Source organism: Janthinobacterium sp. SUN176, from assembly GCF_030587335.1.
GTDB classification, from domain to species: Bacteria; Pseudomonadota; Gammaproteobacteria; order Burkholderiales; family Burkholderiaceae_D; genus Janthinobacterium; species Janthinobacterium kumbetense.
Window position 1 is genome coordinate 2,839,083 of the sequence record NZ_JAPWIA010000001.1, and the last position, 21,981, is coordinate 2,861,063.

At 61.1% G+C, this 21,981-nt stretch carries 20 protein-coding genes; 7 read left to right on the top strand and 13 right to left on the bottom strand.

The features are described from left to right. Positions 1-19: 19 nt before the first annotated feature. Positions 20-2,872 carry a 2-oxoglutarate dehydrogenase E1 component gene (locus O3299_RS12880; RefSeq protein WP_034789088.1) on the bottom strand — a complete coding sequence of 951 codons (2,853 nt, stop codon included), beginning with the start codon at positions 2,870-2,872 and terminating at the stop codon, positions 20-22. Positions 2,873-3,129: 257 nt separating this feature from the next. Then, positions 3,130-4,104 carry a LysR family transcriptional regulator gene (locus O3299_RS12885; RefSeq protein ID WP_305052772.1) on the bottom strand — a complete coding sequence of 325 codons (975 nt, stop codon included), beginning with the start codon at positions 4,102-4,104 and terminating at the stop codon, positions 3,130-3,132. Between the two features lie 115 nt (positions 4,105-4,219). Between O3299_RS12885 and O3299_RS12890 the strand changes: the two genes are divergently transcribed. Continuing rightward, the gene (locus tag O3299_RS12890; protein WP_305052773.1) at positions 4,220-4,684 is read left to right on the top strand and encodes a hypothetical protein; all 465 of its coding nucleotides are present in this window, start codon (positions 4,220-4,222) and stop codon (positions 4,682-4,684) included. 16 nt (positions 4,685-4,700) lie between these two features. Here the strand turns inward: O3299_RS12890 and O3299_RS12895 are convergent, their stop codons facing one another. The 9 genes from O3299_RS12895 to O3299_RS12935 all read right to left on the bottom strand — a co-directional run bounded on the left by O3299_RS12895 (position 4,701) and on the right by O3299_RS12935 (position 12,276). Further along, positions 4,701-5,243 carry an NAD(P)H-dependent oxidoreductase gene (locus O3299_RS12895; RefSeq protein WP_305052774.1) on the bottom strand — a complete coding sequence of 181 codons (543 nt, stop codon included), beginning with the start codon at positions 5,241-5,243 and terminating at the stop codon, positions 4,701-4,703. 225 nt (positions 5,244-5,468) lie between these two features. Further along, positions 5,469-5,810, bottom strand: a complete 342-nt coding sequence (locus O3299_RS12900) for a helix-turn-helix domain-containing protein (RefSeq protein WP_099667071.1) — start codon at positions 5,808-5,810, stop codon at positions 5,469-5,471. A gap of 145 nt (positions 5,811-5,955) precedes the next feature. Beyond that, the gene (gltA, locus tag O3299_RS12905) at positions 5,956-7,260 is read right to left on the bottom strand and encodes a citrate synthase (protein ID WP_099667070.1); all 1,305 of its coding nucleotides are present in this window, start codon (positions 7,258-7,260) and stop codon (positions 5,956-5,958) included. Positions 7,261-7,382: 122 nt separating this feature from the next. Next, positions 7,383-7,664 (bottom strand): succinate dehydrogenase assembly factor 2, encoded by a 282-nt coding sequence (locus O3299_RS12910; RefSeq protein ID WP_034752073.1) that lies wholly within the window; start codon positions 7,662-7,664, stop codon positions 7,383-7,385. Positions 7,665-7,781: 117 nt separating this feature from the next. After that, a complete protein-coding gene (locus O3299_RS12915) occupies positions 7,782-8,492 on the bottom strand; it encodes a succinate dehydrogenase iron-sulfur subunit (RefSeq protein WP_034752075.1) in 711 nt (236 codons plus the stop codon). 9 nt (positions 8,493-8,501) lie between these two features. Next, entirely contained in the window at positions 8,502-10,283 is a 1,782-nt protein-coding gene (gene sdhA, locus O3299_RS12920; RefSeq protein ID WP_099667069.1) for a succinate dehydrogenase flavoprotein subunit, read from the bottom strand. A gap of 2 nt (positions 10,284-10,285) precedes the next feature. After that, positions 10,286-10,651, bottom strand: a complete 366-nt coding sequence (sdhD, locus tag O3299_RS12925) for a succinate dehydrogenase, hydrophobic membrane anchor protein (RefSeq protein ID WP_034752078.1) — start codon at positions 10,649-10,651, stop codon at positions 10,286-10,288. A 2-nt stretch (positions 10,652-10,653) separates the two neighbouring features. Continuing rightward, complete coding sequence (sdhC, locus tag O3299_RS12930; RefSeq protein WP_034752080.1) at positions 10,654-11,076, bottom strand: succinate dehydrogenase, cytochrome b556 subunit; 423 nt, start codon at positions 11,074-11,076, stop codon at positions 10,654-10,656. 306 nt (positions 11,077-11,382) lie between these two features. Further along, entirely contained in the window at positions 11,383-12,276 is an 894-nt protein-coding gene (locus O3299_RS12935; protein WP_099667068.1) for a GntR family transcriptional regulator, read from the bottom strand. 305 nt (positions 12,277-12,581) lie between these two features. Between O3299_RS12935 and O3299_RS12940 the strand changes: the two genes are divergently transcribed. The 6 genes from O3299_RS12940 to O3299_RS12965 all read left to right on the top strand — a co-directional run bounded on the left by O3299_RS12940 (position 12,582) and on the right by O3299_RS12965 (position 20,349). Continuing rightward, on the top strand, positions 12,582-13,571 hold the full coding sequence (locus O3299_RS12940) for a malate dehydrogenase (RefSeq protein ID WP_034789110.1): 990 nt from the start codon (positions 12,582-12,584) through the stop codon (positions 13,569-13,571). A 110-nt stretch (positions 13,572-13,681) separates the two neighbouring features. Then, a complete protein-coding gene (locus O3299_RS12945; RefSeq protein ID WP_289916548.1) occupies positions 13,682-14,680 on the top strand; it encodes a CoA ester lyase in 999 nt (332 codons plus the stop codon). Positions 14,681-14,693: 13 nt separating this feature from the next. After that, positions 14,694-15,248: a hypothetical protein gene (locus tag O3299_RS12950; RefSeq protein WP_099667066.1), complete on the top strand. Its 555-nt coding sequence runs from the start codon at positions 14,694-14,696 to the stop codon at positions 15,246-15,248. Between the two features lie 88 nt (positions 15,249-15,336). Beyond that, positions 15,337-18,057, top strand: coding sequence for an aconitate hydratase AcnA (acnA, locus tag O3299_RS12955; RefSeq protein WP_099667065.1), 2,721 nt, complete (start codon positions 15,337-15,339; stop codon positions 18,055-18,057). A gap of 213 nt (positions 18,058-18,270) precedes the next feature. After that, complete coding sequence (locus O3299_RS12960) at positions 18,271-19,524, top strand: DUF2863 family protein (protein ID WP_289904143.1); 1,254 nt, start codon at positions 18,271-18,273, stop codon at positions 19,522-19,524. Between the two features lie 120 nt (positions 19,525-19,644). Beyond that, a complete protein-coding gene (locus O3299_RS12965) occupies positions 19,645-20,349 on the top strand; it encodes a CPBP family intramembrane glutamic endopeptidase (protein ID WP_251350489.1) in 705 nt (234 codons plus the stop codon). Here O3299_RS12965 and O3299_RS12970 read toward each other — a convergent pair. Both O3299_RS12970 and O3299_RS12975 read right to left on the bottom strand, forming a co-directional pair. After that, positions 20,338-20,802 carry a CYTH domain-containing protein gene (locus O3299_RS12970; RefSeq protein ID WP_305062456.1) on the bottom strand — a complete coding sequence of 155 codons (465 nt, stop codon included), beginning with the start codon at positions 20,800-20,802 and terminating at the stop codon, positions 20,338-20,340. The genes O3299_RS12965 and O3299_RS12970 overlap by 12 nt on opposite strands. 12 nt (positions 20,803-20,814) lie before the next feature. Beyond that, positions 20,815-21,936 carry a M14-type cytosolic carboxypeptidase gene (locus tag O3299_RS12975; protein ID WP_305052776.1) on the bottom strand — a complete coding sequence of 374 codons (1,122 nt, stop codon included), beginning with the start codon at positions 21,934-21,936 and terminating at the stop codon, positions 20,815-20,817. Positions 21,937-21,981: the final 45 nt, after the last annotated feature.

The following is a 21,981-nucleotide window of genomic DNA, read 5'->3' on the forward strand; positions in this document are numbered from 1 at the left end:
GCACCCGTCATCCTGCCACTTACTTGGTCAGGATAAAACCCTTCAGCTTCGAGAATGCCGTTTCCAGCAGATCTTTTTGCTGGGCGTAGTGCTTGTCATAGTAACCGACAGCAGGCGACGCCGAAGCAGGACGGCCGGCGTAAGCCAGACGCTGACCCGATTCCAGGCCTTCGAAGATGTTGTGCTGGATCTGGAACCAGGCGCCCTGGTTTTGCGGCTCGTCCTGCGCCCAGACGACTTCGACCAGGTTCGGGAACTTCTTCAGTTCAGCAGCGAACGACTTGTGCGGGAACGGATACAGCTGTTCCAGGCGCACGATGGCCGTGTCGGTCTGGCCGCGGGTCTTGCGTGCGTTGACCAGGTCGTAGTAGACCTTGCCCGAGCAGGCGACCACGCGCTTGACTTTCTTGGCATCGATTTTGTCGTCGACTTCGCCGATGACGGTCTGGAAACCGCCTTTGGCCAGGTCGGTCAGCGGCGAACCGGCATCCTTGTTGCGCAACAGCGACTTCGGCGTCAGGATGACCAGCGGCTTGCGGAACTGGCGCACCATCTGGCGGCGCAGCAAATGGAAGATCTGCGAAGCCGTCGTCGGCTGCACCACTTGCATGTTGTTGTCTGCGCACAGCTGCAGGAAGCGTTCCGGACGCGCGGACGAGTGCTCAGGACCCTGGCCTTCGTAACCGTGCGGCAGCATCATGACCAGGCCGGAAGCGCGGCCCCACTTCACTTCGCCGGAGCTGATGAACTGGTCGATGACCACTTGCGCGCCGTTGGCGAAGTCGCCGAACTGGGCTTCCCAGATCGTCAGGGTGTTCGGTTCAGCAGTCGAGTAGCCGTATTCGAAGGCCAGTACGGCTTCTTCGGACAGCACCGAGTCGATGACGGTGAACGGCGCCTGGTTGTCCGACACGTTTTGCAGCGGAATGTAGGTACCTGCATCCCAACGCTCGCGGTTCTGGTCATGCAGGACGGCGTGGCGGTGCACGAAGGTGCCGCGGCCGGCGTCCTGGCCCGTCAGGCGGATGGCGTAGCCGGACGATACCAGCGATGCGTAGGCCAGGTGTTCGCCCATGCCCCAGTCCAGGTTCATTTCGCCACGACCCATGGTGCCGCGGTCGCCCAGTACTTTTTCAACCAGCGAGTGGACCTTGAAGTCTTCCGGCACGGTGGTGATGCGGGTGGCCAGGCGTTTCAGTTCCGTCATCGGCACGGCGGTGTCGGCCGAATCGGTCCATTTCTTGTTCAGGAACGGCAGCCAGTCGACGGCGTACTTGTTCTTGAAGTTCGAGATGACCGGATCGACGGTATGCTTGCCGGCGTCCATGGCGTCGCGGAAAGCGGCCACCATCTTGTCGCCGCCATCGGCAGGGATCACGCCTTGCGCTACCAGCTTGTCCGCGTACAGCTTGCGGGTGCCTGGATGCTGGCCGATCTTCTTGTACATCAGCGGTTGCGTCAGTGCCGGCGTATCCTGCTCGTTGTGGCCCAGCTTGCGGTAGCAGATGATGTCGAGGACGATGTCCTTCTTGAATTCCATGCGGTAGTCGAGCGCGATCTGCGTCGCCAGCACCACGGCTTCCGGATCATCGGCGTTGATGTGCAGGACCGGTGCTTCGATCATCTTGACGACGTCCGAGCAGTACAGGGTCGAGCGGGCATCGCGCGGATCCGAGGTGGTGAAACCGATCTGGTTGTTGATCACGATATGCACCGTGCCGCCCGTATGGTAGCCACGGGTTTGCGCCAGATTCAGCGTTTCCATGACCACACCCTGGCCGGCGAAAGCAGCATCGCCGTGCACCAGGATAGGCAGCACTTGCGCGCCCTGCGCGTCGCCGCGGCGATCCATGCGGGCCTTGACGGAACCTTCGACCACAGGGTTGACGATTTCCAGGTGCGACGGGTTGAACGCCAGCGACAGGTGAACCGGGCCGCCTGCGGTGGAGATGTCCGACGAGAAGCCTTGATGGTATTTCACGTCGCCGGCAGGCAGGTCGTCGCCATGCTTGCCTTCGAATTCTTCGAACAGTTCCTGCGGCGCCTTGCCCAGGGTGTTCACCAGCACGTTCAGGCGGCCGCGGTGGGCCATGCCGATCACGATTTCCTGCACGCCTTTTTCGCCGGCGCGCTGGATGGTTTCATCCATCGAGGCGATGAAGGTTTCGCCGCCTTCCAGGGAGAAGCGCTTCTGGCCCACGTAGCGGGTGTGCAGATAGCGTTCCAGGCCTTCAGCCGCGGTCAGGCGGTCGAGGATGTGGATTTTTTTCTCTGGGGTGAAATTCGGGGTGGAGCGGATCGCTTCCAGTTTCTCCTGCAGCCAGCGCTTTTCGGCCGGGTCGGAGATGTACATGAACTCGGCGCCGATCGAACGCGTGTAGGTATCGCGCAGATAGTTCAGCAGATCGCGCAGGGTGGCGGTCTCGGGGCCAAAATAGGTATTACTGATGTTGAACACGGTGTCCATGTCCGCGTCGGTGAAACCGTAGAAGCTCGGCTCGAGCTCAGGGATCATCGGACGTTCCTGGCGTTGCAGCGGATCCAGGTTGGCCCAGTGCGAACCGAGGTAGCGGTAAGCGGCGATCAGCTGCGTGGCGGCGACGCGCTTGCGGCCCATTTCAGCATCGAAGGAAGCGGTCACTGTGCGGATCGGGCCTGCTTTTGCGCGCTCGGCGAACGAGGCGACGACGGAGGCATGCGCCACGTCAGGCTTGTTGGTGCCATCGACGGCAGGCACGTGCTGCATTGCGTCGAAGTAGGAACGCCAGTTATCGGGTACCGAGCCTGGGTTGTTCAGATACGCCTCGTACAGGTCTTCCACGTACGGAGCATTCCCACCGAACAGGTAGGAGTTGGTCGTTAATTGCTGCATATATTGCTCACCTTTCTTCGCGCTTCGCGAGGAATTAGCGGGTTAATCTAACCTTCCGCGACACGGCCTGACCGGTTAGCGGATTGCACATCAAGTTGTGGGGAAGGGCTTTTTTATTGCACCAGCATTCTGCATACCGTCATTTAGAATAGCACGCGGTATTGTAACGCAACAACCGCTAGTTGAATTTTATTTGGCAAGCAAATGTAAGCTGTGTTGTTGATTTTCCCGGGCTTGCAAGCCTGTCACTGTTGCGCTTACAGCACATCGGCAGCCCTGCCGGCGTGCCGCTTGCGTCCAACTGGTCTGCCCGGCAACGGCGCCGCCGCGATGGCCGCCAGCCAATCGGGATCGCCGGCAAACCACTCCACCAGGAAGTCGAGCATGGTGCGCAGCAAGGGCGACATGTGCTGCCGCGAGGTGTAGATGCCGTAGATGCCCATGTCCTGCGGCTGGTACGCGGGCAGGAGCTCCACCAGCTGCCCGCTGGCGATCAGCGGCGCGGCCGAATAGCGCGGCTGCATGGCGATGCCCGCCCCCGCCACCGTTGCCACCAGCAGGACCAGCGACTCATTCGCCGACAGGCGGCCGCTGACGGGAACAGTGAGCGCTTCCCCGTCGTGCGTGAACTGCCACAGGCTCTTGCCGAAATACGTGTACGTCAGGCAGTTGTGCAGGGCCAGGTCTTCCGCCCTGCGCGGCGTGCCGTGCGCCGCCAGGTACGATGGTGCGGCGCACACCACCGAAGCGCAGCTGGCCAGCTGGCGCGCGATCAGGTTCGGCTCGAGCGCGTTCGTGATGCGGATCGCCAGGTCGATGCGCTGCTCCACCAGATTGACGGCGCGGTTCTCCATCTGCAGGTCGACGGCGGCGCGCGGGTAGCGCCGCAGGTAAGCGGTCACTGCGCCGGCCAGCGCCGTCTGCGCCAGCGATTGCGAGCAGGTGATGCGCAGCAAGCCGTGCGGCGTGTCGAAGCCCTCGGGCGAGGTGACGGCCATGGCGCCGGCCACTTCCAGCATCTGCCGGCAGCGCGCCAGGGTGGCCTCGCCCGCATCCGTCAGGCTCAAACGGCGCGTGGTGCGATGCAGCAAGCGCGCCCCCGCCCACTGCTCCATCTCGGCCAGGTAGCGCGTCACCATGGCGCGCGACATGTCGAGCGCGTCGCTGGCGGCCACCATGCTGCCACGCTCGGCGATGGCGACGAATACTTGTGCGGCGGTGATGCGGTCCATGCGGGTACTCCTTGATTCATCCGATTCATGCAACTAAGTATTGCAATCTACCCTATTTCCCGTGCCTGGTCGAAAGGATAATATGCGAGAGAGTATCTAATATTGAAAGAATAATATGCTTGCACGCGCCGCCCTCCCCTTTCACCCCTACCGCACGCTGGAGACCTTCCAGTTGGATGTGCTGGGCCGCGCACCGTCCACCTCGCTGCTGCTGAGCGGCGTGGCGGACGCCATCCTCGTCAATACCCAGTTCCTGCGCGACGATGCGGCGCAGTTAGCGCACACCATCGCCGCCAGCGGCAAGCGCCTGACCACCATCTATATCAGCGCGGCCGAACCACAAGCCTATTTCGGCCTGGGCGTGCTGCAGCAAGCTTTTCCGCAGGCCCATATCCTCGCCAGCGGCGCCACGGTCGAGGCGATACGCCGCCAGGCCGGCGCCAGGGTCGCCCACTGGGGCGGCATCCTCAAGCACAATGCGCCGCACCGCATCGTCCTGCCGCAACCCTATGAGGGCGACAGCCTGCAGCTGGAGGGCCGGCAGGTCGCCCTGCACCAGCTGGAAGCGGCCTTGAACTGAGGCTGAACCAGCGCTCTTACAAAGCGGCCAGGAAGCGTTCATACTCTTGCGCGCTGCGCGCCAGCCGCCCGGCATAACCCGCTTCCTTCGGCCCGTCTTCCGCACCATAGAAGGCAAAGAAGCGGCGGTTGTCGGCGCCGATATACGCCAGAGTGACATCGAACGGCGCCAGCAGCTGCGCCAGGGTGACCTTCCACTTGCCTTCCGGCGTGAAGTCTTCCTGGCGAATGCCTGCCGTGACGGCCAGCGCCACCTTGCGGCCCTTGAAGGCGTCGCCGCCCGTGCCGTAGGCCCAGCCATACGCCAGCACGTCATCGAGCCACCGCTTCAGCAAGGGCGGACAGTTAAACCAGTACACGGGGAACTGCAAGACCACATTGGCGTGCGCCTCCACCAGCGCCTGCTCCCGCGCCACATCGATATTTCCATCCGGATAAGCCCGGTGCACGTCGTGGAGGGTGTAGCGCTCGGGATGCTGCGCCAGCTCCTGCAGCCAGCGCTTGTTGGCGACCGAGGTGTCGATCGAGGGATGGAAGACGATAACGAGGGTTTTCTTCATGCTGCTTTCCTGAATATGGGATGGATGCACCGGACGCGCATGCACAAAAAAGCAGGCAAGCCGGTACCCTGCCCCAAGGCGCGCAGCACATGGCCGCGCGCCTGCAAGGGCAAAAACAGCATAACCATGGCGAGTACTTTCCACAAGTACGCACATTGATTACCCATACAGTATAAAAAGTAAGTTACTTGACTGCAGAAATCCCCTTTACCAGGCGTATCCGGATCAGGCAGGCTGGTGCCGTTCACCCCATTCGCACAAGGTATGCAGCACGGGGATCAGCGAGGCACCCTTGCTTGAGAGGGAATATTCCACCTTGGGCGGCACTTGCGGATATTCCTTGCGCACGATCAGCGCATCGGCTTCGAGTTCCTTCAGGACCACGCTGAGGGTCTTGAAGGCAATGCCGCCGAGGTGCCGCTTGAGTTCGTTATGCCGCAGCACGGTGTTTTCCGCCAGCGCGTACAGGATCAGCATCTTGTACTTGCCGCCGATCAGCGACAAGGTGTAGCCAAATGCCGTATCGCCCAGGGCTACGCCGCTGGGGGCGCATGTTTCGTCATTCATCGCGTTATGTTTTCTGTTGAAGCCAGGCCTGAGCATACCAGCCCGGCTTGCGGCCGGCGGTGCGGACAGGCATAAAAAAAGCGAGCCGCGAGGCTCGCTTTTGTGCGCCGGGCCGCAAGGCCCGGCAAGAACAATACGCGGTAACTTAAGCGCGCTTGTCCAGTGGCAATACTTCGCGCGTGGTCGAACCGACGAACAGCTGGCGCGGACGGCCGATTTTTTGCTCTGGGTCGGCGATCATTTCGTTCCACTGGGCGATCCAGCCGATCGTACGGGCCATAGCGAAGATACCGGTGAACAGCGACACGGGGATGCCCAGCGCCGATTGCACGATGCCCGAGTAGAAGTCGACGTTCGGGTACAGTTTGCGCGACACGAAGTATTCGTCGTTCAGTGCAATCTTTTCCAGTTCCATCGCCAGCTTGAACAGCGGATCGTCTTGCAGACCCAGTTCTTGCAGCACTTCGTAGCAGGTTTCACGCATCAGCTTGGCGCGTGGATCGAAGTTCTTGTACACGCGGTGGCCAAAGCCCATCAGCTTGACGCCGGAGTTCTTGTCCTTGACTTGCGCGATGAAGGCAGGGATGTTCTCGACGGTGCCGATTTCTTTCAGCATGTTCAGTGCCGCTTCATTGGCGCCGCCGTGGGCAGGGCCCCACAGGCAGGCGATACCGGCAGCGATACAGGCGAACGGGTTGGCGCCCGACGAACCGGCCAGACGGACGGTCGAAGTCGATGCATTTTGCTCGTGGTCCGCGTGCAGGATCAGGATGCGGTCCAGAGCGCGCACCAGCACGTCGTTGACCTTGTACTCTTCGCATGGGTTGGCGAACATCATGTGCATGAAGTTGGCGCTGTACGACAGGTCGTTGCGTGGGTATACGAACGGCTGGCCGACCGAGTACTTGTAGGTCATGGCGACCAGGGTAGGCATCTTGGCGATCAGGCGGATGGCCGACACTTCGCGATGACGCGGGTCGTTGATGTCCAGCGAGTCATGGTAGAACGATGCCAGCGCGCCGACGGTGCCCACCAGGACCGACATCGGATGCGCGTCGCGGCGAAAGCCACGGAAGAAGAATTGCATCTGTTCGTGCACCATCGTGTGCTTGGTGACGGTGTCGACGAACTTGGCTTTTTGCGCCGCGTTCGGCAGTTCGCCGTTCAGCAGCAGGTAGCACGATTCCATGAAGTCGGCGTTGACGGCCAACTGTTCGATCGGGTAACCGCGGTACAGCAGCTCGCCCTTGTCGCCGTCGATGTAGGTGATCGACGAGTTGCAGGCGGCCGTCGACATAAAGCCTGGGTCGTAGGTGAACTTGCCGCTACCGGCGTACAGTTTGCGGATGTCGATGACGTCCGGGCCAACCGTGCCTTTGTAGATTGGAAATTCAAGCGATGGGCTGCCATCGGAGAACGACAGGGTAGCTTTTGTGTCAGAGATATTCATGGGCTCTTCCTTCTCGGGAGTGAGTCGAAATTAAAATCAAAAATTCTGGCTGCAATTCGCACCGCAATTCGGCAGTGCTACAGCGCGCCACTCGCACCGTTTGCAATATATCGCCCAGGCGTCTAGGCAATGCGCAGTCGTTGCAGCAGTGCGCGCACATGCGGCAGATCGACTTCGCCTTCCGGCTCTTTACGGGCCAGTACCAGATCCATTAACGCATTGTCCGATAAATCCAGCAAACGCGTCAGCGCGTCAACTTCTTCATCGGTCAATTCGGTTTCATACGCATCGAGAAAACGGGTCAGGATAATGTCGTTTTCCAGCAGGCCACGGCGTGAACGCCAGCGCAGGCGGGCGCGGTTGGCCGGGTCGGCCTGATGCGAGGACAAAATTGATTCTGTCATTTGGTTTACCACTTTACGTGTGCCTTGCGGCACGGTGCTGCTTTGCAGGCGCCGCCTGCAGGCAAGAGAGGATACCCTCTTCCCGCAAACGGCGCCCAGCGGACGCGATCAGGGTGATCAGATCGCGCGGCGGACCATCAATTCCTTGATCTTGCCGATCGCCTTGTTCGGGTTCAACCCTTTCGGGCAGACGTCGACGCAGTTCATGATCGAATGGCAGCGGAACAGGCGGTACGGGTCTTCCAGGTTGTCCAGACGCGCACCGGTGGCTTCGTCGCGCGAATCGGCGATGAAGCGGTAGGCTTGCAGCAGGCCGGCCGGGCCGACGAACTTGTCCGGATTCCACCAGAACGACGGGCACGACGTGGAGCAGCATGCGCACAGGATGCACTCGTACAGGCCATCGAGCTCTTCGCGCTGTTCCGGCGATTGCAGGCGCTCTTTTTCAGGCGGGATCGAATCGTTGATCAGGAAAGGCTTGATCGAATCGTACTGCTTGAAGAATTGCGTCATGTCGACGATCAGGTCGCGGATGACTGGCAGACCTGGCAACGGACGCAGCACGATAGGCTCCGACAGTTCGTTCAGGTTGGTCGTGCATGCCAGGCCGTTCTTGCCGTTGATGTTCATCGCGTCCGAACCGCACACGCCTTCGCGGCACGAGCGGCGCAGGGCCAGCGAGTCATCGACGTCCGCCTTGATGCGCTGCAGCGCGTCGAGCAGCATCTTGTCGGTGTCTTTCAGTTCGACCGTCAGGTCTTGCATGTACGGCTTGGCATCCTGGTCAGGATCGTAGCGGTAGATTTTGAATTTGAGAGTGCGTGCCATGGTATAGCCTTAGAAAGTACGTGGTTTCGGTTTGAAGGTATCAACCGTCAGCGGCTTGGTCACGACTGGCTTGTATTCCAGTCGGTTGCCTTCCGAATACCACAGAGTGTGCTTCATCCAGTTGTCGTCGTCACGTTGCGGATGGTCGTCCTGGGCGTGGGCGCCGCGCGATTCCTTGCGGGCTGCTGCCGAAACGATGGTCGCTTTCGCCGTTTCGATCAGGTTGTCCAGCTCCAGCGCTTCCACGCGGGCCGTGTTGAAGACCATCGATTTATCCTTGAAGGAGACGTGCTTGCGGCGCTCGTCAAGCTTCATGATTTCTTCGACGCCCTTGTTCAGCATCTCGTCGGTACGGAACACGCCACAGTACTTCTGCATCGTTGCGCGGATGTCGTTCGCCACGCCCTGCACGGTTTCCGTGCCGGTCGAGTTTTCCAGGCGCGCCAGGCGGCCCATGGCGAAATCGGCAGCGTCGGCTGGCAAAGGCTTGTTTTCCTTGGCTTTCAGGCCGCTGTTGACGATGTGGTTGCCGGCCGCGCGGCCGAAGACCACCAGGTCGAGCAGCGAGTTCGTGCCCAGGCGGTTGGCGCCGTGCACGGAGACGCAGGCACATTCGCCGATCGCGTACAGACCGTTGACAACCTTGGCCGAATTATCCGGGCCGGTCGGGGTGACGACCTGGCCGTGGATGTTCGTCGGGATGCCGCCCATCTGATAGTGAATCGTCGGCACGACAGGAATCGGTTCCTTGGTGGCGTCGACGTTGGCGAACTTGTGGCCGATTTCCAGGATCGACGGCAGGCGCTTGGCGATGGTGTCGGCGCCGATATGGCGCAGGTCCAGCATCACGTGGTCCTTGTTCGGACCGCAGCCGCGGCCTTCCTTGATTTCCTGGTCCATCGAACGCGAGACGAAGTCGCGCGGCGCCAGATCCTTCAGGGTCGGCGCATAGCGCTCCATGAAGCGTTCGCCTTCGCTGTTGATCAGGATGCCGCCTTCGCCGCGCACGCCTTCGGTGATCAATACGCCCGCGCCGGCCACGCCGGTCGGGTGGAACTGCCAGAATTCCATGTCTTGCAGCGGCAGGCCGGCGCGTGCCGCCATGCCCATGCCGTCGCCAGTGTTAATGAAGGCGTTGGTCGACGCGGCGAAGATGCGGCCTGCGCCGCCCGTTGCCATGACCGTCGTTTTTGCTTCCAGGATCATGCATTCGCCGGTTTCCATTTCCAGCGCGACAACACCGATCACGTCGCCTTCGGCGTCACGGATCAGGTCGAGCGCCATCCATTCGACGAAGAAGTGCGTACGGGCGCGCACGTTGCGCTGGTACAGGGTGTGCAACAGGGCGTGACCGGTACGGTCGGCTGCCGCGCAAGCGCGCTGCACCGGCTTTTCGCCGAAGTGGGCCGTGTGGCCGCCGAATGGACGCTGGTAGATGGTGCCGTCAGGGTTGCGGTCAAATGGCATGCCGAAGTGTTCCAGCTCGTACACGACTTTCGGTGCTTCGCGGCACATGAATTCGATGGCATCCTGGTCGCCCAGATAGTCGCCACCCTTGACGGTGTCGAACATGTGCCAGAACCAGTTGTCTTCGGCCATGTTGCCGAGCGACGCGCCGATACCACCCTGCGCCGCAACGGTGTGCGAGCGGGTCGGGAAAACTTTCGACAGAACTGCGACGTTCAGACCGGCTTCAGCCAGTTGCAACGACGCGCGCATGCCGGAACCGCCGGCGCCAACGATTACCGCATCAAAGCGGCGGGTAGGGATTGCAGATTTATATGCTGCCACGATTACACACTCCAGAGTATCTGTACCGTCCAGCCGGCACAAGCGATCAACCACAGCATGGTGGCAATTTGCAGGGTCAGACGGAGGCCAGCGCTTTTCACGTAGTCCATCCAGATGTCGCGTACGCCGACCCATGCGTGGTAGAACAGGGCGACGAAGGTCACCAGGCTGAACAATTTAAACCACTGCTGTGCGAACAGACCAGCCCAGCCTTCATAGCTGAAGTTGCTGCCGGTCAGGAAAGAAATAAGCAGGATGGCAACATAGGCCACCATGACGATGGCGGTAACGCGTTGCGCCAGCCAGTCGCGCAAGCCGTAATGGGCACCGACGACGAGGCGTTTCGGTCCGATATTATTGTCTGCCATGTTTAAAATACTCCAAACAGTTTCAAAGCGACCAAAGCCGTCAGCACCAGGCTCACGACCAGCACGGAGGACGCGGTCTTGCGTGCCGAATCTTTTTCGATGGCAACGTGCACATCCATGAACAGGTGGCGGATGCCGGCGCAGAAGTGGTGCAGGAAGGCCCAGACCAGACCCAGGGTGATCAGCTTGACGAACCAGTGCGAGGCGATGCCCTGGAAGTAGGCATACGACATTTCGGAACGCAGGCTCAGTTCCAGCATGTACAGGATGCACGGCAGCAAGGCGAAAATGATGAAACCGCTGATGCGATGCAGGATCGAGACGATGGCGCCGACAGCCATGCGGTAGTTCGACAATTCGGTAACATGAATGTTACGGAATTGCGGCCGTTCTTTTTTTGGTACTTCTCTTACGGCTTCAGACATAACAAAAACCTCCCCTTTGAATTTCAACTAAATATTGAAGCCGCGATTTTCGCCGATTTTCGCAACCCATACCAATATCTATTGTTACATATAACCAAAATGGTTTTTTACTACAAAATACCGCGCTACTTTCCGTAGTTCACGTAATTTAATTACAGAATCGCCGGCAAAACACGGCCCGCCGGGGCGGGCCATGCTGTCGCTGCGCTTTCCGTTGTCTCCGTTGCCCGCCTTGCGGCAGGCATCTTGCAAGCGATGCACTTCAGCCTTGCTGCTTGTTCGGACGCCCACGGGCGCCCCGCCGCTTCAGCTGAGTTCATTCTGATAATGATGACGACTGGTCAGGTACAAGCCCCGGCGCAGTTCGACCGGCTTGTCGCCGTAGGTAAACGACACGCGCTCGGAACTGAGCAAGGGCGTGCCGAGGTCGATATTTAACAATTGCGCGGCGCCCGCGTCGGCGCACACGGCGCGGATCTGTTCGGACGCGCGGATCATGCGCGTGCCGAATTCCGTTTCGAACAGGCCGTACATGGGGCCCTTGTATTCCACCAGGCGCTCGGCCGTCAGGCCCTTGAAGATCAGGCCGGGCAGCCACAATTCCTCGACGATGGTCGGCACGCCGTCGAAATACTGCACGCGCTTGATGAAGATGACGGCGTCGCCGGACTTCAGGTCCATCAGGCGCGCCACGTCGGCCGGCGCGCGCACGCGCTTGACCTCAATAAACTTGCTTTCGGGATAGTGCGGCACGCCTTCGTCCGGCACCAGGCGCAGGAAGCGGAAATGCGCACGCGCCTCATGGTGGGTGGAAACAAAAGTGCCCTTGCCCTGGCGGCGCATGACGAGATTCTCGGCGGCCAGTTCATCGATGGCCTTGCGCACCGTGCCCTGGCTGACCTTGAAACGCCCCGCCAGCTCGACTTCGCTGGGAATCAGTTCGCCCGGCTTCCATTCGCCCGATTGCAGGCTCTGCGTGATGAGCGCCTTGATCTGCTGGTACAGGGGACTGAAGGTGGGCGAGGCATTCGCGGCAGGCGCTGGCACGGCGGCGGTGGCAGTGGTATTGACGCTGGCAACAGGGGTGGCGGCGGTGCTGGCCGCTGCGGCAACAGGCGTGGCCGGGGTGCCCGCGGTCGGACTGACCGCCCCGCTTGCAGCAGTGGCATTGTTGGTCAGATTGGACGAGGCGGAATTCATAGTCCGACATTTCAACACAAATCACTGCCCGCGTCCAGTAAAACACACGCAGTTATCTGTCTTATATAAGACATAAGATATGATTGACAGATAGAGATCGGAGGCCTAAACTGCCCTCGATAAAACTTGTGAGCCAGCGTTTTATGTTGTCGGCCAGCCACTCTGGCCTCGTGCAGCACAAGCGTGACGGCAGCGTACACCAGCAATTCGGTGGCGCGGGCCGGTTTTGGTATCATTATAGTTTTTCCGGATAAGCGTAAGCCCAGCTTCAAGCCCGTTTTCTTTCCCATTTTTGGAGATTCATCATGGCTAAAACCCCAATGCGTGTTGCAGTGACCGGCGCCGCCGGCCAGATCGGCTACGCCCTGTTGTTCCGCATCGCCAATGGCGACATGCTCGGCAAAGACCAGCCTGTCATCTTGCAACTGCTTGAAATCCCGGACGAAAAAGCCCAGAAGGCGCTCAAGGGCGTGATGATGGAAATCGACGACTGCGCGTTCCCGCTGCTGACGGAAATGACCGCCCACTCCGATCCGCTGACCGCCTTCAAGGATGTCGACGTGGCCGTACTGGTTGGCGCGCGTCCACGCGGCCCAGGCATGGAACGCAAGGACCTGCTGGAAGCGAACGCCCAGATCTTCACCGTGCAAGGCAAGGCGCTCGACGCCGTCGCTTCGCGCAACGTCAAAGTACTGGTGGTCGGCAACCCTGCCAACACCAACGCCTACATCGCCATGAAATCGGCGCCATCGCTGCCGGCGAAAAACTTCACCGCCATGCTGCGCCTGGACCACAACCGCGCGCTGTCGCAAGTCGCTGCCAAGACCGGCACCGCCGTGAAAGACATCGAGAAGCTGACCGTCTGGGGCAACCACTCGCCAACGATGTACGCCGACTACCGTTTCGCCACCGTGAACGGCAAGGCTGTCAAGGACCTGATCAACGACCAGGAATGGAACGCCAACACCTTTCTGCCAACCGTCGGCAAGCGCGGCGCGGCCATCATCGAAGCGCGCGGCCTGTCGTCGGCAGCGTCGGCAGCGAACGCCGCCATCGACCACATCCATGATTGGATGCTGGGCACCGCCGGCAAGTGGACTACCATGGGCGTTCCTTCGGATGGCTCGTATGGCATTCCTGAAGGCACCGTATTCGGCTTCCCGGTCACCACCGACAACGGTGAGTACACCATCGTTCAAGGTCTGGAAATCGATGCATTCTCGCAAGAGCGCATCAACCTGACCCTGAAAGAACTGACCGAAGAGCGCGAAGGCGTGAAACACCTGCTGGCCTAAGTCCAGTATTGGCGGCGCGGCCTGAGCGCCGCCCGCCAAGAAGGCCGCCCGCGACATTCGCGGCGCGGCTGTTTTCTCAAGTAGTTTTTACCTGCAGAAATGCCTTAAGCATGCACCCTTCCGAGGTTTTATTCCAAGGCAAACGCCAGCCGCTGTTGCTCGCCGCTTGCGACCACTACGCCGGCTCTGAAAAGCTGATGCGTAAATCGATTGCTTTGCAACAAGAGCTTGGCCCCCTGTTCGACATCACGTTCGACTGCGAAGACGGCGCCAGCGCCGGCAATGAAGAATCCCACGCCCACATGATCGCCGGCCTGCTGGCCAGCGACGAGAACCAGTTCAACCGCATCGGCGTGCGCGTGCACGACGTCGACAGCCCGTTTTTCGCGCGCGACGTGGAAATCATCTGCAGCGCCGCGTCCCGCCTGGCCTATATCGCCGTACCCAAGGTGGGCGGCGTGCAGGATGCCATGCTGGCCATCGACCTGATCAACCTGCACGCGCGCCGCGCCGGCCGCGACAACCTGCCCGTGCACATCCTGATCGAGACGCATGGCGCGCTGCGCGACGCCTATGCGATCGCCGCCCTGCCCCAGGTCGAATGCCTGTCCTTCGGCATCATGGATTTCGTTTCGGCCCACTACGGTGCCATTCCCGCCGCCGCCATGCGCACGCCAGGCCAGTTCACGCATCCGCTGGTGGTGCGCGCCAAGCTGGAAGTGGCCGCCGCCTGCCACGCGCACGGCAAGGTGCCGTCGCATAACGTGACGACGGACGTGCGCGATTCGGCCGTGGTGGCGAATGACGCCCAGCGCGCGACAGCCGAGTTCGGCTACACGCGCATGTGGAGCATCCACCCGGACCAGATCAAGCCCATCATCAAGGCCTTCACGCCGCGCCTGTCCGAAGTCAACGAAGCCAGCAATATCCTCAATGAAGCGCTGCGCGCCAACTGGGGACCGATTGCGCAAAATGGCCGCTTGCACGACCGCGCCAGCTACCGATATTATTGGACCGTTTTGCAACGCGCCAAACTGGCAGGCCTGGGCCTGCCCGAGGCGGCCGCTGCATTACTCAACGCCCCCTCTTCCAGCACCACTGAAAACTGACAGGAATTACACGATGTCCCTCTCCAAATTAGCCATTGCCTGCAGCGTCGCGCTGGGCGCCATGACCCTCACGCTGGCGCCGGCCAGCTTCGCCGCCACGGACACCAAGGAGCCGGCAAAAGCCAAGGCCGTCAAGGCCAAGCCGAAAGCCAAGGCCACCAAGGCCAAAGCTGCCGCCAAGGAAGCGCATCCGCTCGCCATGTCGGTGGTCGACAAGGAAGAATCCGATGAGCCGGATACCGCCGGCTCCGCTTCCACCGATTTCAATTGTGAACTTGGTAATAAAATTACCATCTACACCAATGCGACTGACGACAAACACATCGCCCTGCGCTGGAAGAAGCGCCTGCACCGTCTGAGCCGCGTGGGCACCACCACCGGCGCCAACCGCTTCGAGAACCGTCTGTATGGTCTCGTCTGGATCGGCATCCCGGCCAAAGGCATGCTGCTCGATTCCAAGCAGGGCCGCCAGCTGGCCAATGAATGCAAGGATGCGGAGCAAGCCAAGCCAGCGGCAGTGGTGGAAGCCGCGCCATCGCTGGGCGTGCTGCCGGCGACCGGCGGCTGATGTGAGCAGCAAGGGCCTCTTCGGGGGCTCATTCATGTTTTGTAATTTGAATAATCAATAAATAGACGATACCCAACAAGGAGAGGTCATGTCCCGCAACACTCTGAACACGCTCAAGGACTTTAATATTTCGGATAGCAAGAAGGGCAAGCTGTACTCCCTGCCTGCGCTGGAAAAAAGCCTGGGCATCAATGTCTCCCGCCTGCCAGTGTCGATTCGTATCGTGCTCGAATCGGTATTGCGCAACTGCGACGGCAAAAAAGTCACCGAAGAACACGTCAAGCAATTGGCGAGCTGGGGCCCGACCGCCGAGCGTACCGACGAGATCCCGTTCGTAGTGGCGCGCGTCGTGCTGCAAGACTTCACCGGCGTGCCCCTGCTGGCCGACCTGGCAGCGATGCGCAACGTGGCCGCCAAGATGGGCATCAACGCGAAGAAAATCGAACCGCTGGTGCCGGTCGACCTGGTGGTCGATCACTCGGTGACCATCGATCACTACCGCGAAAAGAAAGCGCTGGACCTGAACATGAAACTGGAATTCTCGCGCAACAACGAGCGCTACCAGTTCATGAAATGGGGCATGCAAGCCTTCGACACCTTCGGCGTCGTGCCACCAGGCTTCGGCATCGTCCACCAGGTCAACCTGGAATACCTGGCGCGCGGCGTGCACCACGCAGGCAAGAAAGCCGGCGACGTGTACTACCCTGACACCCTGGTCGGCACCGACTCGCACACCACCATGATCAACGGCATCGGCGTGGTCGGCTGGGGCGTGGGCGGCATCGAGGCGGAAGCCGGCATGCTGGGCCAACCGGTCTACTTCCTGACGCCAGACGTCATCGGCGTGAACCTGTCGGGCGCGCTGCGCGAAGGCTGCACCGCCACCGACCTGGTACTGACCATCACCGAACTGCTGCGCAAAGAAAAAGTCGTTGGCAAGTTCGTCGAATTCTTCGGCGAAGGCACGGAATCGCTGACCCTGACCGACCGCGCGACGATCGCCAACATGGCCCCGGAATACGGCGCGACCATGGGCTTCTTCCCTGTCGACGAAGCCACCATCGATTACTTCAAGGGCACCGGCCGCAGCAAGGCTGAAATCGCCGCGTTCGAAGGCTACTTCAAGGCGCAAAACCTGTTCGGCGTGCCAAAAGCGGGCGACATCGACTACACCCGCGTGGTGGAACTGAACCTGGCGTCGGTCGCTCCGTCGCTGGCCGGCCCGAAACGCCCGCAAGACCGTATCGAAATCGGCAACGTCAAGGCGAACTTCGCCGAGCTGTTCGCCAAGCCAACGACGGAAAACGGCTTCAACAAGAACCCGGCCGACCTGGCTGCCGTGTACGAAACGACGAACGGCGTAAAAGTGTCGAACGGCGACGTGCTGATCGCCGCGATCACCTCGTGCACCAACACCTCGAACCCGAGCGTGATGCTGGCTGCCGGCCTGCTGGCCAAGAAAGCAGTGGAAGCCGGCCTGAAAGTCGCTCCGCACATCAAGACCTCGCTGGCCCCTGGCTCGCGCGTCGTGACCGAGTACCTGACGGCCGCCGGCCTGCTGCCATACCTGGAAAAACTGGGCTTCGGCGTGACCGCCTACGGCTGCACCACCTGTATCGGCAATGCGGGCGACCTGACGCCCGAGCTGAACGCCGCCATCGCCACGCACGACATCGTCGCGTCGGCCGTGCTGTCGGGCAACCGTAACTTCGAAGCGCGTATTCACCCGAACATCCGCTCGAACTTCCTCGCTTCGCCACCGCTGGTCGTCGCTTACGCCATCGCCGGCAACATGACGCGCGACCTGATGACGGAACCGGTCGGCAAGGGCAAGGGCGGCAAGGACATCTACCTGGGCGACATCTGGCCGACCTCGGCTGAAGTCTCGGCCATGATGAAGTTCGCCATGAACGCCAAGGTGTTCAAGGACAACTACGCGGACGTCAAGGGCGCGCCAGGCAAGCTGTGGGAGAAAGTCACCACCGTGTCCGGTCAAGTCTACAACTGGCCGAAATCGACCTACATCGCGGAACCGCCGTTCTTCGACAACTTCTCGATGACGCCAGCGGCAGTGGCCACCGGCATCGAAGGCGCGCGCGCACTGGGCGTGTTCGGCGATTCCATCACCACCGACCACATCTCGCCAGCCGGCTCGATCCAGGAAAACGGTCCTGCAGGCAAGTGGCTGAAGGAAAACGGCGTCCTGAAAGCGGACTTCAACTCCTACGGCTCGCGTCGCGGCAACCATGAAATCATGATGCGCGGCACGTTCGCCAACGTGCGCATCAAGAACCGCATGATCCCTGCGAAAGCGGACGGTTCGGCGGTCGAAGGCGGCATCACGATCCACCAGCCTTCCGGCGAAGAAATGTCGATCTACGACGCAGCGATGAAATATGTTGCTGAAGGCACGCCAACCATGGTCTTCGGCGGCGAAGAGTACGGCACGGGTTCGTCGCGCGACTGGGCAGCCAAGGGCACCCAGCTGCTGGGCGTGAAAGCCGTGATCACCCGTTCGTTCGAGCGTATTCACCGCTCGAACCTGGTGGGCATGGGCGTGCTGCCGCTGCAATTCATCGGCGACGACAGCGTGCAAACCCTGGGCATCACCGGCAAGGAAACCTTCGACCTGAAAGGCCTCGAAGGCGAAATCAAGCCACAGCAACTGGCTACCCTGGTGATCCACCGCGCCGACGGCTCGAGCCAGGAAGTCAAAGTCCTGCTGCGCATCGATACGCCGATCGAAGTCGATTACTACAAGCATGGCGGTATCCTGCCATTCGTGTTGCGTCAACTGCTGGCCGAGTAATCAGCCCAGCTGTAAGGTAAGATAAAAGCGCCGGTTCCGACCGGCGCTTTTTTTCGTCCCGGCACCCCGTTTTTCCTTGAAATTCAGACTATTGGCATGATCTAAGGACAGCTTACGTATTGCGTGCGGCTGAATCCTCTACAATACGGTTATAAGGGTTTATCATTGTTTGACTGATCCATTTTTTTCACTTTCCGAGACTCTTATCCCGCTATGCGTCGTCCTTCCAAAGATTCATCCCATAAACTGACTGCCGACAGCCAGCGCCTGGTCACCTTTGCCCAGGCGATCGTACAGGCAGCCAGCCGTCTCGAAGAGCGGTCCTGGGAACACAGCCTGGATACGCAGCTCCAGAAATTACTCAAAACCGGCCACCAGGACACCATCGACAACACCCTGGGCAGCCTGTTCAAGGAAGACTTGAACGCCTACGACGTGCTGATGGACTGCGTTGAAGCCGTCAGCGAATCGACCGTCGTCACGCATGAAGACGTGCGCTACGACGCCCTGCTGGTGGCCGTGCCCATTCTCGCGTGGACGCGCTTTTCCATCGCCTCCGGCCCCATGGCCGGCGACGCGCACGGCGTGCTGTCGGCGCATTTCGCCGCCCACCTGCTGGCCGACGGCACGAAGATGGCAATGGCGCCGACCCTGTATTCGATCGACCAGTTGCCGCGCAGCCACGTCGAAACCTATGCCAAGACGCAGAAGCTGGCACTGGCCGCCCTGAAAGGCACGGCCGTCAAGCCATCAGGCAAAGAGGCGGAAACGGCGCCCTTCCTGGCCGATACGCGCTACCTGCTGGTGGCCGTGGTGGCCCCAAGCGGCGCCCCCCTGTTCCGCTGGCAGACGCCGGCCAGCCAAGCCGACTTCATCAAGGAGCGCAGCGCCGCCCTGGAACAATGGCGCGCGCAGGCGACGCCGACGATTGCCCGCCTGCTGCCGGGCTGCGGCCTGGAACTGCTGCTGCCGGAAGCGTACTACGTGGCCTGCCGCGAAGCGGACAAGCTGATACGCCCCGTCTCCGTACGCGCCGCCGTGCACTACCTGACGCACACGCTGGCCATCGAGCCGTCGGAACTGCGCGCCGTCATCGCCGGTTTCGGCGAGGAAGCGGCCGATGGCCAGGTGGACGAGTACCGCATCGCCTTCACCCTGCGCCAGGCGCCGGATGTCATCTACGGCATCGTCTGGCCTTTGTACGGCCAGGAAGACGAGGATGGCACGCCGATCGAAGGCCTGATCCAGGTCGGCATCGCCGCGCTGGACAAGCAAAAGACGCCCGTCGATGAAATTATCGAGCATCTGAACGCCGCCGGCGTGACGCAGATCAAGCGCCACGCGGAACGTTTTGTCGGCGAATACTGCGACGATTGCGGCGCGCCCCTGTTTGCCGACCCGGTGGGCGAGCTGGCGCATGCGGAAATGCCGGAAGATACGCCGCAAGGTACCGAGCATTTTCATTAATTGATGCAGCATGGGGCCGGAAGTTTTCTTCCGGCCTTTTTTTCGCCCCGACCGCCGATGCCTTCCAGCCCAGTCTCGCTCTCTCCCCTGCGGCCAGCATTGCTGGCGCTATCGTTTCCCATGCTGGCAATGTTACTGGCGAGCGCATTCATCGCCATGCGCGTCATGGGCACGCTGGGTCCGTTGGGTTTGTTCTGGATGCTGCCGCTGAGTTTTTGCGTGATGGCGGCCTTGCCATGGATCTTGCTGTCGCCGCATGGACGCCGCAACATCGGCCTGCAAGCGCCTTCCGGCAAGGCGCCGTATGCGCTGGCCTTGATCTGCGGCGCGGCAGCCGCGCTTCTGTGCTTTGCCCTGGGCATGCTGCTGTATGGCGCCACGCCGGACAACTGGTTTGTCAGCATAGCGGCCAGCTTTCGCCGCACGGCGCCCACGGCGGGGCTAAGCATCTGGATGCTGCACCTGATGATCACCGTGCCGGCTTGCATCTTCAGCCCTATCGGCGAGGAAATCTTCTTTCGGGGCGTGCTGCAAAAGGCGCTGGAGGAAAAACTGTCCGTGCGCAGCAGCACCTGCGTGGAAGCAGGACTGTTCGGCCTGGCACACCTGTGCCATCATGGCTTGAGCATGACGGCTGCCGGCCTGTCGCTGAATGCGGCCTCGGCGGCGGTGTGGGTGACGCTGATGTTTGCGACAGCTTGCCTGTTCGCATGGTTACGGCGCCGCCATGCTTCGCTATGGCCAGCGATGGCGGCGCACGCGGCATTCAATCTGACGATGAATGCCGTGATTTTCCAGTTTCTATGGCCAACATTACCACTGTGAAAACGGATGGCGGATCAGGTTGGCGTTGTAGTAGCGCGCATCGCCCGACACTTCCGCGCCAACCCAGTCGGGTTTCTCGAACGGCTGGTCTTCCGAAGCCAGTTCGATCTCCGCCACCACCAGGCCCGCATTGGCGCCCAGGAACTCGTCGACTTCCCACACCATGCCCGCGTGTTCGATGCGGTGACGGACCTTTTCGATCAGCGGCTGTTCGCACAGGCCGTCGAGCAGTTCGGCCGCGTCGGCCAGCGGGATCGGATACTCCCACTCGCCGCGCGTCGCGCCCACGTTCGCCCCCTTGATGGTCAGCATCGCCTGCTCGCCTTCGATGCGCACGCGCACCACGCGCTCGCGCGCGGACGACAGATACCCCTGGCGCAGCAGGACCGCCTGGCCCAGGCCGCGCCAGGCGTCGCCGGCAAGCAGAAATTTACGCTCGATTTCGATACCCATGAACAACGCCGTTCAATCCAGCGACAGCAGGATAGGCTGCAGCATGGCCGCGCCCAGGGCCGCGCTGCGCGCGCCGTTCCAGCCGACGGCCGGATCTGGCAAGTCGGCGTTTTCCTTGAACGGCATTTCCAGGGTCAGCGCCAGGCAGCCGAAGTGGTGGCCGACGTATTTCGATGCCAGGGTCAGCATGTCCGACTTGTACTTGCTGGCGGCATAGCCGAACTTGTCCTGGAAGTCCGGACTGGCCTGCTTGTAGCGCTCGATGAAGGCTTTCTGGTGCGCCGCTTGCGCCGGCGTGAAATTTTCCAGCATTTCATTGCCAGCCACAAAGTTGTACGGCAGCGCTTCATCGCCGTGGATGTCGAAGAACATGTCGACGCCCGTTTCGTGTATCTTGTTTTTCACGCACAGCACTTCCGGGCTGGACTCCAGCGATGGCGTCATCCACTCACGGTTCAGGTTGGCGCCTGCCGCATTCGTGCGCAGGTTGCCGCGGATGGAGCCGTCCGGGTTCATGTTCGGCACGATGTGGAACACGGCGCGCTGCAAGAGCTTGCGCGCGATCGGGTTGGCGTCGTCCAGCAGCGAGTCGATCAGGCCTTCGACGAACCATTCGGCCATCGATTCGCCCGGATGCTGGCGCGCGATGACCCATATTTTCTTTTCCGCCTGCGAATTGCCGATGGTAACCATGTTCATGTCGCGGCCGTCGACCGTGCTGCCCAGGTCGGACACGCGCGCCAGCGGATGCTCGGCCACTTCGCCCAGCAGGCGCAGATGGCGTTCCCACGAATACGGCTCGAAATAGGCGTAGTACACGCTGTCGAGTTCCGGCGTGTGCGAAATCGTCATGACCTGGCCGTCGAACGACGTTGGCACGCGGAACCAGTTTTCACTGTCGTAGCTGGCCACGGCCTGGTAGTCTTCATAGCCGGCCGGATAGGTGGCCTGGCCCGCGTTCAGGAAACGCATCGTGCACGCCTGGCCGCGCGCACCCTGCAGGCGGAAGTGGAACCACTGGTGGATGTCGGCGTGGCTATCCTTGCGCAAGTTCAGGTCGATGGCACCGGCACTGGTGGCGCTCACCACGTCGATGGCGCCCGAGTCGAAGTTCTGGCTGATTTTAATGGTCATGTAATGATCCCGTCCGAATGTAAGTGTTCCGGCGTTGCCTCGTGG

Excerpts from the sequence above, each read along its gene's own strand:
- O3299_RS12880 (WP_034789088.1), bottom strand. The coding sequence starts at position 2,872 with ATGCAGCAATTAACGACCAACTCCTACCTGTTCGGTGGGAATGCTCCG.
- O3299_RS12885 (WP_305052772.1), bottom strand. The coding sequence starts at position 4,104 with ATGGACCGCATCACCGCCGCACAAGTATTCGTCGCCATCGCCGAGCGT.
- O3299_RS12890 (WP_305052773.1), top strand. The coding sequence starts at position 4,220 with ATGCTTGCACGCGCCGCCCTCCCCTTTCACCCCTACCGCACGCTGGAG.
- O3299_RS12895 (WP_305052774.1), bottom strand. The coding sequence starts at position 5,243 with ATGAAGAAAACCCTCGTTATCGTCTTCCATCCCTCGATCGACACCTCG.
- O3299_RS12900 (WP_099667071.1), bottom strand. The coding sequence starts at position 5,810 with ATGAATGACGAAACATGCGCCCCCAGCGGCGTAGCCCTGGGCGATACG.
- gltA (WP_099667070.1), bottom strand. The coding sequence starts at position 7,260 with ATGAATATCTCTGACACAAAAGCTACCCTGTCGTTCTCCGATGGCAGC.
- O3299_RS12910 (WP_034752073.1), bottom strand. The coding sequence starts at position 7,664 with ATGACAGAATCAATTTTGTCCTCGCATCAGGCCGACCCGGCCAACCGC.
- O3299_RS12915 (WP_034752075.1), bottom strand. The coding sequence starts at position 8,492 with ATGGCACGCACTCTCAAATTCAAAATCTACCGCTACGATCCTGACCAG.
- sdhD (WP_034752078.1), bottom strand. The coding sequence starts at position 10,651 with ATGGCAGACAATAATATCGGACCGAAACGCCTCGTCGTCGGTGCCCAT.
- sdhC (WP_034752080.1), bottom strand. The coding sequence starts at position 11,076 with ATGTCTGAAGCCGTAAGAGAAGTACCAAAAAAAGAACGGCCGCAATTC.
- O3299_RS12935 (WP_099667068.1), bottom strand. The coding sequence starts at position 12,276 with ATGAATTCCGCCTCGTCCAATCTGACCAACAATGCCACTGCTGCAAGC.
- O3299_RS12940 (WP_034789110.1), top strand. The coding sequence starts at position 12,582 with ATGGCTAAAACCCCAATGCGTGTTGCAGTGACCGGCGCCGCCGGCCAG.
- O3299_RS12945 (WP_289916548.1), top strand. The coding sequence starts at position 13,682 with ATGCACCCTTCCGAGGTTTTATTCCAAGGCAAACGCCAGCCGCTGTTG.
- O3299_RS12950 (WP_099667066.1), top strand. The coding sequence starts at position 14,694 with ATGTCCCTCTCCAAATTAGCCATTGCCTGCAGCGTCGCGCTGGGCGCC.
- acnA (WP_099667065.1), top strand. The coding sequence starts at position 15,337 with ATGTCCCGCAACACTCTGAACACGCTCAAGGACTTTAATATTTCGGAT.
- O3299_RS12960 (WP_289904143.1), top strand. The coding sequence starts at position 18,271 with ATGCGTCGTCCTTCCAAAGATTCATCCCATAAACTGACTGCCGACAGC.
- O3299_RS12965 (WP_251350489.1), top strand. The coding sequence starts at position 19,645 with ATGCTGGCAATGTTACTGGCGAGCGCATTCATCGCCATGCGCGTCATG.
- O3299_RS12970 (WP_305062456.1), bottom strand. The coding sequence starts at position 20,802 with ATGGGTATCGAAATCGAGCGTAAATTTCTGCTTGCCGGCGACGCCTGG.
- O3299_RS12975 (WP_305052776.1), bottom strand. The coding sequence starts at position 21,936 with ATGACCATTAAAATCAGCCAGAACTTCGACTCGGGCGCCATCGACGTG.